Source organism: Micromonospora sp. NPDC048842, from assembly GCF_040649935.1.
Lineage (GTDB): Bacteria > Actinomycetota > Actinomycetes > Mycobacteriales > Micromonosporaceae > Micromonospora > Micromonospora hortensis.
Window position 1 is genome coordinate 44152 of the sequence record NZ_JBEZGK010000003.1, and the last position, 14146, is coordinate 58297.

The 14146-nt window shown below is 68.1% G+C and carries 15 protein-coding genes; 10 read left to right on the forward strand and 5 right to left on the reverse strand.

What is annotated here, in order from left to right:
* Positions 1–47: 47 nt before the first annotated feature.
* The 4 genes from AB0C19_RS05170 to AB0C19_RS05185 all read right to left on the reverse strand — a co-directional run bounded on the left by AB0C19_RS05170 (position 48) and on the right by AB0C19_RS05185 (position 3062).
* Positions 48–335, reverse strand: a complete 288-nt coding sequence (locus tag AB0C19_RS05170) for a MoaD/ThiS family protein (RefSeq protein ID WP_357179650.1) — start codon at positions 333–335, stop codon at positions 48–50.
* A gap of 37 nt (positions 336–372) precedes the next feature.
* On the reverse strand, positions 373–1275 hold the full coding sequence (locus AB0C19_RS05175; RefSeq protein WP_357179653.1) for a formylglycine-generating enzyme family protein: 903 nt from the start codon (positions 1273–1275) through the stop codon (positions 373–375).
* A complete protein-coding gene (locus tag AB0C19_RS05180) occupies positions 1272–1757 on the reverse strand; it encodes a hypothetical protein (protein WP_357179655.1) in 486 nt (161 codons plus the stop codon). Before AB0C19_RS05180 ends, AB0C19_RS05175 begins: the two co-directional genes overlap by 4 nt.
* Before the next feature lie 264 nt (positions 1758–2021).
* Entirely contained in the window at positions 2022–3062 is a 1041-nt protein-coding gene (locus tag AB0C19_RS05185; protein WP_357179658.1) for a hypothetical protein, read from the reverse strand.
* A gap of 486 nt (positions 3063–3548) precedes the next feature.
* Here AB0C19_RS05185 and AB0C19_RS05190 point away from each other — a divergent pair, with 486 nt between their 5' ends.
* The 5 genes from AB0C19_RS05190 to AB0C19_RS05210 are packed head-to-tail and all read left to right on the forward strand — an operon-like array spanning position 3549 to position 7239.
* Positions 3549–4046 (forward strand): hypothetical protein, encoded by a 498-nt coding sequence (locus AB0C19_RS05190; protein WP_357179661.1) that lies wholly within the window; start codon positions 3549–3551, stop codon positions 4044–4046.
* Positions 4039–4791 carry a formylglycine-generating enzyme family protein gene (locus tag AB0C19_RS05195; protein WP_357179664.1) on the forward strand — a complete coding sequence of 251 codons (753 nt, stop codon included), beginning with the start codon at positions 4039–4041 and terminating at the stop codon, positions 4789–4791. The genes AB0C19_RS05190 and AB0C19_RS05195 overlap by 8 nt, the downstream gene beginning before the upstream one ends.
* A complete protein-coding gene (gene araD, locus AB0C19_RS05200) occupies positions 4788–5513 on the forward strand; it encodes an L-ribulose-5-phosphate 4-epimerase AraD (RefSeq protein WP_357179667.1) in 726 nt (241 codons plus the stop codon). Before AB0C19_RS05195 ends, araD begins: the two co-directional genes overlap by 4 nt.
* On the forward strand, positions 5510–6331 hold the full coding sequence (locus AB0C19_RS05205) for a 1-deoxy-D-xylulose-5-phosphate synthase N-terminal domain-containing protein (protein WP_357179670.1): 822 nt from the start codon (positions 5510–5512) through the stop codon (positions 6329–6331). The genes araD and AB0C19_RS05205 overlap by 4 nt, the downstream gene beginning before the upstream one ends.
* Positions 6328–7239 carry a transketolase gene (locus tag AB0C19_RS05210; protein WP_357179673.1) on the forward strand — a complete coding sequence of 304 codons (912 nt, stop codon included), beginning with the start codon at positions 6328–6330 and terminating at the stop codon, positions 7237–7239. Before AB0C19_RS05205 ends, AB0C19_RS05210 begins: the two co-directional genes overlap by 4 nt.
* Before the next feature lie 130 nt (positions 7240–7369).
* On the opposite strand, the gene AB0C19_RS05215 is transcribed toward AB0C19_RS05210, so the two are convergent.
* Positions 7370–8473 (reverse strand): aldo/keto reductase, encoded by a 1104-nt coding sequence (locus tag AB0C19_RS05215; RefSeq protein ID WP_357179676.1) that lies wholly within the window; start codon positions 8471–8473, stop codon positions 7370–7372.
* Positions 8474–8605: 132 nt separating this feature from the next.
* On the opposite strand from AB0C19_RS05215, the gene AB0C19_RS05220 reads away from it, so the two are divergent.
* The 5 genes from AB0C19_RS05220 to AB0C19_RS05240 all read left to right on the forward strand — a co-directional run bounded on the left by AB0C19_RS05220 (position 8606) and on the right by AB0C19_RS05240 (position 14116).
* Positions 8606–9217 carry a TetR/AcrR family transcriptional regulator gene (locus AB0C19_RS05220; RefSeq protein WP_357179679.1) on the forward strand — a complete coding sequence of 204 codons (612 nt, stop codon included), beginning with the start codon at positions 8606–8608 and terminating at the stop codon, positions 9215–9217.
* A 212-nt stretch (positions 9218–9429) separates the two neighbouring features.
* Entirely contained in the window at positions 9430–11055 is a 1626-nt protein-coding gene (locus AB0C19_RS05225) for an ABC-F family ATP-binding cassette domain-containing protein (RefSeq protein ID WP_357179682.1), read from the forward strand.
* 184 nt (positions 11056–11239) lie between these two features.
* Complete coding sequence (locus AB0C19_RS05230) at positions 11240–12343, forward strand: LacI family DNA-binding transcriptional regulator (RefSeq protein ID WP_357179686.1); 1104 nt, start codon at positions 11240–11242, stop codon at positions 12341–12343.
* Positions 12340–13275, forward strand: a complete 936-nt coding sequence (locus AB0C19_RS05235) for a sugar ABC transporter permease (RefSeq protein WP_357179688.1) — start codon at positions 12340–12342, stop codon at positions 13273–13275. The genes AB0C19_RS05230 and AB0C19_RS05235 overlap by 4 nt, the downstream gene beginning before the upstream one ends.
* 1 nt (position 13276) lies before the next feature.
* Positions 13277–14116 carry a carbohydrate ABC transporter permease gene (locus tag AB0C19_RS05240; protein ID WP_357179691.1) on the forward strand — a complete coding sequence of 280 codons (840 nt, stop codon included), beginning with the start codon at positions 13277–13279 and terminating at the stop codon, positions 14114–14116.
* Positions 14117–14146: the final 30 nt, after the last annotated feature.

The window sequence follows — 14146 nt, forward strand, 5'->3', positions numbered from 1 at the left end:
GTGACTTTCCTAACGTAAGCGGCGCGGACGGATGACGGGACCGTCGGTCATCCGCCGGCGAACTGGATCAACAGAGCGAGTTCGTCGCCGTCGTCGAACGTGATCTGCGAATACTGTGAATTGTGGACCAGCTCATCGTTCACCACGAGAATGATGTTCCTGCGGACCGAACCGTCGGCTTCGAAGATGCGGGAGCCGGCCGCCGGATGGCAGGTGGTGAAGAAGGTGTGCAGATCGGCGACGCTGGTGGCCGACACACGTATCTTGCTCGACTTGGTGGTGCCGTTTTTCGTGACCAGGTCGGAGATGAAGTTTGGCAGCGTCAGGGTCAGCATGAATTTCGACTCTTCTCGGTGTGGTTTGTCGGCTCGGCTACTCGACGGGATCGAGATCCGCGGCGATCCGGAACCCGATGTCGTAGGCCCAGTAGTCCGCCGGTTCGTGGTGGCGGAACGCGCAACGGCACATGTCGGTGAAGGCGTGCAGACTGCCACCGCGGCACACTCGCTCGGTGGTGTCCTCAAGATTGCGGGGATTGCGGGCGGGGGACCGCTGGTAGAAGTCGGCGGCATAGGAGTCCGCGCACCACTCCCACACGTTGCCGAAGAGATCGTGCAGGCCGTACGCGTTGGCTTTGCGAGTGCCCACCGGATGCAGGTCACCCTGCGAGTTCTCGCTGCACCACGCATAGGCGCCAAGATCCTGCACGGCGACGTCGCCATAGGGATCCGACCGCCCACCCCGGCTGGCGAACTCCCACTCCGCCTCCGTCGGCAGGCGTACACCCGCCCAGCGGCAGAACATCTGCGCGTCGTACCAGGTGACGTCGGCAACCGGCAGGTCGGGATCGGCCCCGGGAGCGTGGTCGGGCCGGAACATTCGGAACACCGAGTTCGTCACCTGCACCCGGCCGATCGCGAAGGCGTCGAGGGTGACCTCGTGCTCAGGCTCCTCGCCGCAGTACACGGGTGTCGTGCCGGAGCTGGTGCCCATCGGGAACGAGCCTCCGGGCAACCGGACCAGATTCGCGAGACACGACGCTTCCAGCTGCTGCCGACCCGCCTGAAGCCAGGTTGCGGTCAGTTCGGCGTACTCGTCGGGTTGCAGGCGAGCGGCGGCCCGCCACGCGTGGGACAGCGTCTCGCCGTCGGTGACGACCGGTTTTCCGTCTTCGGTCAGCCGGAAGATCGCGCCGAGTTGGCGGGCGAGCTCGGCGCGATCGGTCGTCGTGGTCAGGTCCCGGTACGCCGAGCGCACGGCGGTGGGCCCTGTCACGCGACGGCCCGCGGCTGGTCGGAGCCGTCGACGACGACGTGTGGCAGTTCGGTGACCCGGCCGGCGTCGGTGACCTCGAATGTCCGGACCAACGGGTAAGAGAGATTGCGAAGCACGACCAGCAGGTGCCACAGATCCGGGGACGGGTGGAAGTCGACGTCCACCGACGTCAGGATTCCCGGGTGGCGTTGGTGGCTGTGGAAGACGCCGACCTTGACCAGGCCGGCATCACGGATGGCCCGCTCGACCCGCCAGGTCTCCTCCGGAGTGCACAGGAAGCCGGCGTCGTCGTGATCGACGTAATAGTTGCCGTACGCGTGGAATTCGGTCAGCCACTCGTCCCGGATGTTCTCTTCCATGATGATGTAGTCGGTCGGCGGACCAAACCGTCGGGTGGAGAGGAAGAATCCAAAAAGCTTGGCGGGGAAGCGCCGACTCACGTCCTCGACGAAACGGTCGAGAAGGCGGCGCTCAAGAATCACGGCTTCTATGTGAGGCTCCCACGATCGGACCACCGCTGAGGCGGTGGCAATGAGAGAGGGCTGGGCATCGGATCGCCGTTGATTCCGATGCGTCGATCGCGACATGTGTACACGGACCCGCGATCAAACAGTTCCACTGTGGACGGTATCATTCAAACAAAAGGAAGATCAACGTGTGCCGACGGGGCGCTTTGTCGTCCTGCCGACAACGTTGCCGGATCGGGGCGAGAGTGGTCCTGCTCTACTGCGGAGTGCGGTCCACTCTCACCGCGTAATCGAACGTAGAACGTCGAGATTGACCGCCTGGTAGGCCGGCAGTACGTCCCGAAGGCGGAGGATCGCTGCGATGTGCAGATCGAGCATGGCCGGAACCGGTTTCTGCACGAGCAGGCTGGCAAATTTCAGGACGTCGCCGAGGGCCGTGTCCATGGCGGCGACAACCGATTCCACTCGCGCCAGGAGGCCCGGCATGAGGGCGGCTGCCAGTGTTGTGTCGGCCCGGACGTGCGCGAGATAGAACTGGATCGGCATGAACCGGTTGCGGATGTGCTTGTGCAGGCGGAACTGCTGCTGTTTCGGGACGCCGTCCGGCGTGAGGATCTGCTCGGCCGAGCGTCGCAGATCCGCCGCCAGTGCCTCGAACGCGTCCAGATCGAGACCCACCTTCTGGGCGCCGAGATGGAGGTCGTCGCCGTGCCAGCGGTAGCCGTACAGGTCGGCGAAGATTCGGCGCATCGCGTCGGTGCCGTCCATCGTGGCGATCTCGGCGAGAGCCGAAGAGTGGCGCAGGACGTCGAGCTCGACCTGGCCGTCCTCCGGATCCAGGAGGCTCAGGAACTTGTCCCGGGCCAGCGGGCGGCAGGTCACGTTGGTCGTCTCGTTGATCTTCGTGTAGTAGACGACCTCCTGGTCATCCATGCCCTCGAGCAGGGCGGATGTCACGAACGACGATCCGTCGGGGTAGGTGACCCACATGTTGACCGTGGCCTTGTGGCCCTTCGTGAACAGCTCGCCGAGGACCTCGAAGATGTGGTCCAGGTCGGTAACGATCCGTTGCCGGACGTGGCGGTCCAGAAACGGTTCGAGCGCGTTGTATCGGGCGACCAGCGGCTCGACCCCGGCCGAATGTTGCCAGGAGGCGAAGCGGTCGAGATGGAGCAGGGGAAAGTGCCGCAGCCCGTAGCTGTGGGTGAAGACGCGGTAGAGGTTGCGCTCGTGGCAGACGTACTCGACCGCGCGAGCGAACATGTCCGGGGGCAGCGAGCCGGCCTCGAGGGGCTCGGTGTTGACCGTCCGGGTGGTCACGAACGGACTCCTCGGTCGCCGCTGCACCGAACGAGCGATGCGGGCGTAGCGGTGTGCGTGAGACACGGCTCGCCGCGAGGCGGCCGAGGACCTGACCGGCGGCCGGCCAGGCCGAAAAATGGAACGCCGAACATGGCCATCGTGAGCGTTTCCCCCCGTGGGCAGCGACGATGATCGGTTGAGCAGGGCTTGCGGTCCCCCCGACGGGCGATGGCCCGAAGGTTAACATCTGGTAAACGGACGTAGACGTTGGTCTTTCTAGCATGGTGCCGAGTGGGGTGTCAACTCGGTAAAAGCCCCGAGTGCGCCCTGTCGGGAAAATGTCCGAAAAGCGGGGCCGCGAGCATCCGCGTCAGCGTCTACACTGCGCCGGTATCGTGGCTGGTGCGACTACGCCACGTCGTTAGGTGAAAGCGGATAAGCTATTGACGGGTACGGATTGTGAGCGTTAACATTGCCCCCGCCACAGCGTCGAAGGATCGTACTGTGACAGAGCTACTGCGGCTGGATCGCCATTTACTCGACCGCTTCCTGATGGCGGTGGAAGAACGCTTCCCCCGCAAGACTTTCGGCTATTTTCTGGCCGATGAGCCAGGTGGAACACCCACCGATTTCGTCTTTTTCGAGGACAACGTCCGGGATGACTGGCGCGCGGAGTTCATCAAATACGGTCAGTACTTCATCGACCACGACGACGCCGGGTTCCTGGCCACTCCGGAGGAGTCCTGGCGGGTCGCCCGGCATATCCGTGACGCGGGCCTGCACGAGGTTGGCGTCTTCCACAGCCATCAGCGCCATCCGGGTCTCCTGGCCACAGTGGACGTCGACCTCCATCCCTCCCCCCAGCTCTGGCATCTCTTGATAGTGCTGCGAAATCGGAACTATCCCCAGGTCCGCGCGTTCTCCCTGGCTGACGGGGGGCGGGTCGCGGAGATGGAGATCGACCTCATCGACGAACGGGGACGCACTCTTGACCATGTCTGACACGGCCGCACGGGCGGTCGAGACGAGCCGTTACGGCCGCGAACGGGTCCTCGCCCGACAGATCCGCCGACGTGAACTGCTCGACCCGCTGCTGGCCACGGTAACGGAAACGACCTACACGATGGGCACCGAGAAGCAGGCCGAGATGGTGTACTGCGGCGAGACGCCGTCCCACGAGGTCACGATCTCGTCCTTCGCGATAATGCGTACCTGTGTCACCAACGAACTGTATGCGCAGTACGCGCCGGACCACGTCGTCGGCCTGGATCCTCAGCTGCCGGTGGTGAATGTCACCTGGTTCCAGGCGGCGATGTTCTGTGATTGGATCGGCGGTCGGCTACCAACCGAGGCGGAATGGGAAGGGGCCTGTCGCATCGATTGTCCGGACGTGCCGGTCGATCTCGAGACCAGGGCCTGGTTCAGTCACAACTCTGGGGACCGGGTGCACGCGGTGGGCACCCGGTGCCCCAATTCGGCCGGCATCTTCGATCTGTTGGGGAATGTTTGGGAATGGTGTTACGACACGTATGACAGCACCTATTACCAGACCTCGCCGCTGCTCGACCCGGTCAACGCCACGGCGCATGGCAACCGGGTGTGTCGTGGTGGGGCCATGAACTCCTTCTTCGACATGTGCCGGCCGGCGTACCGCCATCACGAACCTGCGGACTACTGGTCGGCCGACATCGGCTTCCGTGTCGCCGCCGACCTGCATCCCCGAGCTGAGAGGCAGCATCTTCGATGAGTACGGCCGGATCGACCGACCTGCGCGACGCAGTCCTCACCGCGAACCGCATCATTCCCCAGGCCGGCCTCGCCGCGCTGACCTGGGGAAACGTGAGCGGGGTCGACCGGGAGGCAGGCATCTATGTGATCAAGCCTTCCGGTGTGGCGTACCAGGACCTCACGGCCGATCTCCTTGTCCCGGTGGACCTGGAGACCGGTCGGGTCACCGTCGGGAACCTCAAGCCCTCCGTCGACAGCGAGACCCATCGCGCGCTCTACCTGCAATGGTTGTCGATTGGCGGGGTGACCCACACCCATTCCACGCACGCCGTCGCCTTCGCGCAGGCCGGCCGGGACATACCGGTGCTCGGTACCACGCATGCCGACACGTTCGCCGGTCCGATCCGGGTGACCCGGGACCTGACGGCCGACGAATGCGACAGTGACTACGAATTCAACACCGCTCGCGCGATCATCGAGCTCATCGGGGCAGAGGCCGAGGCGCTGGCCGGGCCGGTCGCCCTCGCCGCCAACCACGGACCGTTCACCTGGGCGGCGAACCCGCTCAAGTCGGTGGAGAACGCGATCGTCTGCGAGGCGGTCGCCGAGATGGCCCTGAAGACGCTGTCGCTGAACCCCACCGCGTCCGCGCCACAGTGGTTGCTGGACCGCCACTTCACCCGCAAGCATGGCGCGGGCGCCTACTACGGCAACCAGCTCACCACAGGGAGTCCGCTGTGACTGTCTCCACACTGCGAAGTGGCGACACCGGCGCCGCGAGCGACACGCACCTACATGCCCGAGCACGACATGCCCGTCGGCTCGCGGTCCGGATGGCGGCCGGCCCGACCGGCTGTCATCTCGGCGGCAGCCTCTCGGTCATCGACATACTCGTGGCGGCGTTCGACTTCGTCAGCGGCGTACCCGAATCCGAGGTCGTCCTCAGCAAGGGTCACGCCGCCGCGGGCCTCTACGCCGCGTTGCACGCCTCGGGAATCCTCGCCGAGGACCCGTCCGAGCAGTACGGACGGGACGGCAGTCCGTTCACCGGGCACCCCAACCCCGCGCTTCGCGGTATCCGCTTCCCAACAGGCAGTCTCGGCCACGGACTGGCATACGCGGTGGGCTGGAGTATGGCCTGCCGACTACGCGACAACGGTGGATTGACGGTGGCCGTGGTCGGTGACGGTGAACTCCAAGAGGGGCTCACGTGGGAGGCCTGCCAGGTGGCGGCCGCGCAGAGGCTGGGGAACCTGATCGTGGTCGTCGATCGCAACGGCTACCAGAACGACGGCGCGGTCAACGACATCTCGGCCATGCCGCACCTGTCGGACAGGTTCCGTGCCTTCGGGTTCGACACGGTCGAGGTGGATGGGCACGACCCGACCCAACTGAACCAGACACTCACCGCCCACGACGCCCGCGGCGACAGGCCGCTTGCCGTCATCGCTCGGACGGTGAAGGCCAAGGGCATCGCCGAACTCGAGGGCCGGGCTGGCTCGCACTACGTCACAGCCTCGCCTGAGCAGGCACATCGGTGGACGCAGGCCCTGCGGTGAGCGCCGCCCCGGTCCCTTCACGGGAGATCTACCGCAGAGAACTGACCGAGATGGCCCGCCAGGACGATCGCATCCTGTGTCTGGAAGCCGATCTGGGTGGGCAACGGCATCCCTTCGCGGACGCCCATCCGGACCGGTTCTTCAACCTGGGCATCGCGGAGGCAGCGATGATCGACATCGCGGTGTCGCTGGCGAGCGCGGGCTACCGGCCCTTTGTCAGCACCTTCGCCACTTTCGCCGTGCTGCGGGCCGGCGAGAGCATGAAACTCGGTCTCGGCTACCTGGGCGCACCAGTGACGATCGTCGCGCCCTACGCCGGGGTCTCCGGGGGTTGGCTCGGCACCACACACCACTGCCTGGAGGACTTCGCCGTGGTCCAGAGCATGCCCGGCATCGCGCTCGCCGCGCCGTACGGCGGCGACGAGACCCGGGCGGTGCTGCACAACGCCCTTGCGGGAGGCCGTCCGCACTACATCCGACTAGGGCGCAATCAAGGCTACGAGAGTCTGGCAGGTGACCGCCGGTCCCCGGACTTCGTGACCTGGGACCATGAGGGCGACGGCGAGACCTGTCTCGTTTCCGTCGGTGAGAAGGGCACGGAGCTGAGTCTGCGTGCCGTCGCGGAGCAGCCAACCCTGTCCCACGCCCACCTGTGCTACCTGGACCAGGGCGCACTGGCGCAGGCGGCGCTACACCTCAGCGCGAAGGCCGCGCGCTTCGTTGTCGTCGAGGAACATCGGCCCGGCGGGAGCGTGGCGGCGGCACTGGCGCTCCTCATGCCCGATCGCGAGGTATGCAGCGTGAACGCGGGCGAAGGCTGGATCTCCTCCGGGGGCAGCCACGACGACATCCTGCGCCAACTGGGCATGACACTCCCAGCGCTGCTGTCGGTGGCGAACCGGGATTGACCGAGGCGCGCGCCTGCTGGTCGCACTCCCCAGGGAGACGCTTCGGTGGAGGGCCAGTAGGCGCAGAGGCCTTCGCGGTGATGCCGTCGCCGCGAAGGCCTCTGTCTCGTGCCTTGGCCCGAGGTCCGCTCTACGCGGTGGGCTGGGTGGCGCTGTTGAACACCGGAGGGGCGTAGCCGGCCGGCTTGTCGCCGATACCGAGGCCGGGGCTCACCACCCAGGACTGGTACTGCGGGGTGAACATCACGTAGGGCACCCCCAGTTCCGGCGCGCTGGCCTCGTCGAGGCGGCGACGGGCATCGGCCGGGATCTCGAAGTCGAGCGCCTCGAAGTTGCTGCTGACCTGTTCGGCGCTGCTCGCCCCGATGATCACCGAGGCGACGGCGGGCTGGGTGGCGACCCAGTTGATCGCGACCTGGGCCATGCTGCGGCCCAGGTCGGCGGCGACGCCTTCCAGAGCCTCGATGACCTTCCACTCGCTGGCGCTGACCTGGCGACCTCCGGTGTCCGGGTTGGTCAACCGGCCGGTCCCGCTCAGGCCGTCACCGGTGCGCCGGTACTTGCCGCTGAGCAAGCCGCTGGCGATCGGGCTCCACGCGGTGAGGCCCATGCCCATGGTCTGGGCCATCGCTACGTACTCCGCCTCGATGCCCCGGTTGACCAGGGAGTACGGCAGCTGAAGGTTGATCATCGGGGCCAGCCCGTGTGCCTCGGCGTAGCTCTGCGCCCGCGTCGCGTACCAGGCTGGTACGTCCGAGAGCCCGGCGTAGCGGATCTTGCCGGCGCGGACCAGGTCGTCGAGGGTGTGCACGACCTCCTCGACCGGGGTGATCCGGTCCCAGGTGTGCAGCAGGTACAGGTCGATGTAGTCGGTGCCGAGCCGGCGCAGTGACGCCTCCACGGCCCGCATGATGTGCTTGCGTCCGTTGCCGCTGGCGTTCGGGTCGCTCGGGTCGACGGTGTTGGTGAACTTGCTGGTGAGCACGAGCCGTTCGCGGACGCCGGCCCGGTCGATCAGGCGGCCGAGGATCTTCTCGCTCTCGCCGGCGGTGTAGAAGTCCGCAGTGTCGATGAAGTTCCCGCCCGACTCGAGGTATTGCCGGAAGATCGGCTCGGCCTCCTCCTCGGTCTTGCCGTACGCGGCGTGGAACCCGTCGACGCCGAAGTTCATAGTGCCCAGCGCCAGCCGGCTCACCCGCAGACCGGACCGCCCGAGCAGGTAGTAGTGGTTCATCGTGGTGCCCTCCCGATCGTGGTGTCGGCCCGCTGCGGACCGTGCGTACCCGACCTTCGCTCGACAAAAATGGACCTGCAAGTCCAAAAGCCGAGGTAGGGTCGGACCCGCAGGTCCAGAGCAGGAGGTCTCATGACACGGGCGTTGACCCGCAAGGGCGAGGCGACCCGGGCGCGGATCGTCGCCGGCGCCGCCGCCGAGATCCGCGAGCGCGGCGTCGACGAGGTACGCCTCGAGGATGTGATGGCCCACACCGGCACCAGCAAGGGCCAGCTCTTTCACTACTTCCCCGACGGGAAGGAGGGATTGCTGCTCGCGGTGGCCCAGCACGAGGCGGACCAGGTGCTCATCGACCAGGAGCCGATGCTCAGCAACCTGACGTCCTGGCCGGCCTGGTTCGCCTGGCGCGACCGACTGATCGAGCGGTATCTCGCGCAGGGGGTGAAGTGCCCCCTCAACGGTCTGCTCGGACAGACCGGCCGGCGGGCGCCCGGCGCGCAGGCCATCGTGACCGGGCTCATGTGGCGCTGGCAGAAGGCGATCACCGAGGGGATCCGGCACATGCAGTCGACCGGCGACATCGACCCGGCGCTCGACGCCGACCGGGCCGCCGCGGCACTGCTCGCCGGCATTCAGGGTGGGGTACTGCTGCTGCTCTCCACCGGAAAGATCGACCACCTCGAGGCCGTCCTCGACCTCACCATCGACTCGCTGCGGGCAGGCCCGCGGACGGGCGGGAGCTGAGCGGGGGCCCGCGACGCCGAGTTATCCTTGCGCCCGAGTTTTCGGAGATCGGAGCAGACGTGGCAGGTGACGACGACATCTCCGGGTGAGCACCCGGACCGGCCGCCGACGGGCGTGTGAACGCGCCTTCGTCGCCGCGGCCTTCGTCGTCATGTCCTGCTTCCGTCGGGGTGCCGGTGCGCGCCCCGGATCGTCGTTCTCCGAGGTTCCCCATGTCTGTTCGACCTGCTCTCATCGCCCATGACCTCGTGCGGGTCCGTGGCGACCGCCGGGTGCTCGACGGCGTCTCCCTGACCGCCGCGCCCGGTCACCGGATCGGCCTGATCGGTGAGAACGGCACCGGCAAGACGACCCTTCTGCGGGTCCTGGCCGGCGTCGACGTACCCGACTCCGGCACCGTCACGCGCCCACCGGACGTCGGCTTCCTGCACCAGGAACTACCCTTTCGGGCACCCACCACCATCGCCGCCGTCCTCGACGACGCGCTGCGCGACGCCCGCGCCGACCTCGCCGAGCTGGACCGGATCGGCGTCGCGCTCGCCGACTCGCTGGAGGGCACCGAGCAGCACGACCGGCTGCTGGCCGCGTACGCCGAGGTGCTGGAACGGGCGCAGGACCGCGACGCCTGGGACGCCGACCGGCGTGCCGGCACGGTCCTCGACGGCCTCGGCCTCGGCGGGCTGCCCCACGACCGGACGTTGGGCGCGCTCTCCGGCGGGCAACGCGGCCGGCTCGCCCTCGCGGCGATGCTGATCCGCCGACCGAGCGCGCTGCTGCTCGACGAGCCCACCAACCACCTCGACGACGCGGCGGCGGCGTTCTGCGAGGACCAGCTTCGTGCCATGCCGGGGGTGGTAGTGGTGGCCAGTCACGACCGGGCCTTCCTGGACGCGGTCTGCACCGATCTCGTCGACCTGGACCCGGCGGTCGACGGGCCGGTCCGCTTCGGCGGCGGCTACACCGCGTACCTGACGGCGAAGCGGGCCGAGGCGCAACGGTGGCGACGGCGCTACGACGACGAGCAGGCGCTCCTCGCCGAGCTGCGCGAGGCCGCCGCCGTGACCGGGCACCAGGTCGCCCACGGCCGGGGCCCGCGCGACAGCGAGAAGATGGGGTACGGGCACACCGCCGGCCGCGTGCAGAACCAGATCTCCCGTCGCGTCCGCGACGCCGCCCGTCGACTGGAGACGATCGAGCGCGACCCCGTTCCGGTGCCGTCGGAGCCGTTGCGCTTCCACGTGCCGGCGCTCGCCGTCGGCGACACCGACGGGGTCATCGTCACGGCGGACCGGCTGGAGATTCCGGGCCGACTGCGGGTGGCGCACCTGGAGCTCAAGGCCCGCGACCGGTTGTTGGTGACCGGCCCCAACGGCGCGGGCAAGTCGACTCTGCTCGCCGTCCTCGCCGGCCACCTGGCCGGTACCGGAACGCTCTGGCGACGACCGGAGTTGCGGGTCGGCCTGCTCGCCCAGGACACCGTCTTCGCCGATGCGCGGCGGACGGCCCGGCAGGTCTTCGAGGCGGCCGTCGGGATGGAACGGGCCGCTGTCGTACCGCTGTCGTCCCTTGGGCTGCTCGCCCCGGCGGACCTCGACCGCCCGGTGGCCGACCTGTCGGTGGGGCAGCGCCGTCGGCTCGCCCTGGCGGCGCTCGTCGCCGATCCGCCGGAGCTGCTGCTGCTTGACGAGCCCACCAACCACCTCTCGCCGACGCTCTGCGACGAGCTGGAGGACGCCCTGGGCGTCGGCCCAGGTGCCATCGTCGTGGCCAGCCATGACCGCCGACTCCGCTCCCGCTGGCCAGCCCGAGAGCTGCCCCTGACGTTGCCTCGCCCTTAGGTCGGTGATCAAGAGGTTCGCGTCACGCCACGCCGAGCGGGATGACGCAAACCTCTTGATCAACGGCGGTGGGTTCGCTGGTACGGGGGTTGGAAACGTTTTCGTAACGGGGGGTTGACCTCTCCGCCGCCTACGGAGCAGACTCCCCGGAAACGTTTACAGCTATCGGGTGGAGGTGCCGAACGTGGGTCGTAAACGTTTACAGGAACCGGCTGACGGTCGGCCCACGGTGCACACCGTCGCCGCCCGCGCCGGCGTCTCCATCGCGTCCGCCTCGCGGGTGCTCAACGGCGTCGGCGGCAGCCCCGAGACGATCCGCAAGGTTCGCGAGGCGGCGGCCGAGGTGGGCTACGTGCCCAACGCGATCGCCAGGTCGTTGCAGTCCCAGCGCACCGGTCTGATCGCGCTCGCGGTGGAGGACATCGGCAACCCGGTCTACGTGGAGATGATGCGGGCCATCGAGGCCGTGGTCGCGTCCTCCGGGCGGCAACTGCTGGTGCACGCCACCGGCGGGCGGATCGACAACGAGACCGCTCTGCTGCGACGACTGGCCAACCGCTACGTGGACGGCATGATCGTCTCGCCGATCCGGGTCACCGACGACCACCTCACCGCGCTGGTGGACAGTCCGGTGCCGGTGGTGGTCGTCGGTCAGCTCGGCGCGGACGCTCCGATCGACAACGTGCGTACCGACTCGCGGCACGGTGTGGCGCTGGCAGTGGACCATCTCGTCGCCACTGGCCGACGGCGGATCGGCTTCGTCAACGGCCCGCTCGACACCGTCCCGGGCGCCGCCCGCGACGCCGGGTTCCGGGCCGCCCTGGCCCGACACGGCATCCCGCTCGACGCCGAGCTGATCGAGGTCGGCGACTTCCAGTACGCGGCCGGTCGTGCCGCCACCGAGCGACTACTCGCCCGCGCTGACCCGGACGCTCTGGTCTGCGCCAACGACCTCATCGCGGTCGGCGCGTTGCACGCCCTGCTGGTCGCCGGTCGTCGGGTGCCGCAGGACGTCGCCCTGGTCGGCATGGACGACACCGAACTGGCCCGGATGATGTTTCCCCAGCTCTCCAGCGTCTCGCTCGGCTCGGCCGAGCGTGGTCGCCGAGCCGCCGAACTGCTCCTGCAACGCATCGCCGACGCCACAGTGCCGCCGCGGCGCGAGCAGGTGCCGCCAAGTCTCGTCGTACGCGCGTCCAGCGCCGCGACCCTGCCGGTCCCTCGACCCGCCACCGGGCCGGCCGGCCCACCTACCACCGTCCCGTCCAGCGAAGGGGTGACCGCATGACCACCCTGGCCGAGCGGCCGGACGTCGAGCGGGCCGAGCCGGCCCGCCGACCGAACCGGTTCCGCTCCGACCGCACCACCATCTACCTTCTGTTGCTGCCGTCGCTGCTGCCGATCCTGGTGCTGTCGGTGTTCCCGCTGCTGCGGGGCATCTACCTCGGATTCACCGACGCCCGCGCCGGTCGCAACGTCGAGGTCAGCTTCACCGGCCTGGCCAACTACCGCGAACTCCTCGGTGACGAGCTGTTCTGGAACTCGTTCAAGATCGGCCTGCTCTGGGCGGTCGGGGTGACGGTGTTGCAGTTCCTGCTCGCCCTCGGGCTGGCGCTGCTGCTCAACCAGCAACTGCGGTTCCGCGGTGTGGCGCGGGTGCTGGCCGTCGTGCCGTGGGCGATGCCGCCCGTCGTGGTCGGCATCCTGTGGAAGCTCGTCTACCACCCCGACGCCGGCCTGATCAACGAGTTCTTCCACCGCGTCGGCGCCGACGGACTGCGGACGAACTGGCTGGGCGATTTCAGCACCGCCCTGCCCGCGGTGATCATCGTCGGGGTCTGGGCGGGCATGCCGCAGACCACAGTCGTCCTGCTCGCCGGCCTGCAGGGCGTGGGTCGCGAGCTGCACGAGGCGGCGGCGGTGGACGGGGCCAGCACCTGGCACCGGTTCCGGCACGTCACGTTGCCCGCGCTGGCACCGGTGATCGTGGCGATCACCTCGCTGGACTTCATCTGGAACTTCAACTCGTTCGGCCTGGTCTACGTGCTCACCGCCGGTGGACCGGGCGGCAAGACGATGCTGCCGATGCTGTTCGCGTACGAGGAGGCGTTCCGCTACGGCAACTACGGCTACGCGGCGGCGCTCGGCAACGTCATGGTCGTGATCATCATCGCGCTGCTCGCTGTCTATCTCCGTCGCCGGCTCAGGGAGGCGAACTGACATGTTCGGAAAACCGAGCCGCACGAGCCGGACGCTGCAGTACCTGGCGCTCGCCGGTTATCTGATCTTCCTCGGGTTCCCGCTGGTCTGGCTGCTCTCCACGGCGTTCAAACCGCCGCGCGAACTGGTACGCCTGCACCCGACGTTGATCCCGGACAACCCGACACTGCAGAACTTCGTCCAGGCCTTCACCGAACAGGAGCTGGGCCGGGCGGCGCTCAACAGCCTCCAGGTCTCCCTCGCCTCGGCGGTGCTGACAGTGCTGATCGCCATGCCGGCGTCGTACGCCCTCGCCCGGTTCCGCTCCAAGCTCGGCACCGCCGCGCTGGGCTGGGTGCTGCTGTCCCAGCTCTTCCCGTTCGTGCTGCTGATCATCCCGATCTTCCTGGTGCTGCGGCAGGTCGGCCTCGCCAACACGCACGCCGGGCTGGTGCTGATCTACGTGGTCTGGGCGCTGCCGTTCGCGCTGTGGATGCTGCAGGGCTTCGTCCGCAACATTCCGAGGGAACTGGAGGAGGCCGCCTCGGTCGACGGCGCGACCCGGGTGCAGGTCCTGCGGCGGGTGGTCTTCCCGCTGCTCGCCCCGGGCCTGGTCGCGACCGCGCTGTTCTCCTTCATCTCGGCCTGGAACGAGTTCTTCTTCGCGCTGGTGCTGATCAAGACTCCGGAGCTGGCCACCCTGCCGGTGGCGCTGGCCCGGTTCGTCGGCATCGAGGGCACCGCCCGCCTGGGACCCCTGGCCGCCGGCTCACTGCTGGCCACGCTGCCCAGCCTGATCTTCTTCGCGTTCATGCAGCGCCGGCTCTCGTCCGGGTCGCTCGCGGGCGCTGTCAAGGGCTGACCCGTCCCCCCAACCACCACCACCAAGGAG

Excerpts from the sequence above, each read along its gene's own strand:
- AB0C19_RS05225 (WP_357179682.1), top strand. The coding sequence starts at position 9,430 with ATGTCTGTTCGACCTGCTCTCATCGCCCATGACCTCGTGCGGGTCCGT.
- araD (WP_357179667.1), top strand. The coding sequence starts at position 4,788 with ATGAGTACGGCCGGATCGACCGACCTGCGCGACGCAGTCCTCACCGCG.
- AB0C19_RS05195 (WP_357179664.1), top strand. The coding sequence starts at position 4,039 with ATGTCTGACACGGCCGCACGGGCGGTCGAGACGAGCCGTTACGGCCGC.
- AB0C19_RS05240 (WP_357179691.1), top strand. The coding sequence starts at position 13,277 with ATGTTCGGAAAACCGAGCCGCACGAGCCGGACGCTGCAGTACCTGGCG.
- AB0C19_RS05235 (WP_357179688.1), top strand. The coding sequence starts at position 12,340 with ATGACCACCCTGGCCGAGCGGCCGGACGTCGAGCGGGCCGAGCCGGCC.
- AB0C19_RS05170 (WP_357179650.1), bottom strand. The coding sequence starts at position 335 with ATGCTGACCCTGACGCTGCCAAACTTCATCTCCGACCTGGTCACGAAA.
- AB0C19_RS05215 (WP_357179676.1), bottom strand. The coding sequence starts at position 8,473 with ATGAACCACTACTACCTGCTCGGGCGGTCCGGTCTGCGGGTGAGCCGG.
- AB0C19_RS05220 (WP_357179679.1), top strand. The coding sequence starts at position 8,606 with ATGACACGGGCGTTGACCCGCAAGGGCGAGGCGACCCGGGCGCGGATC.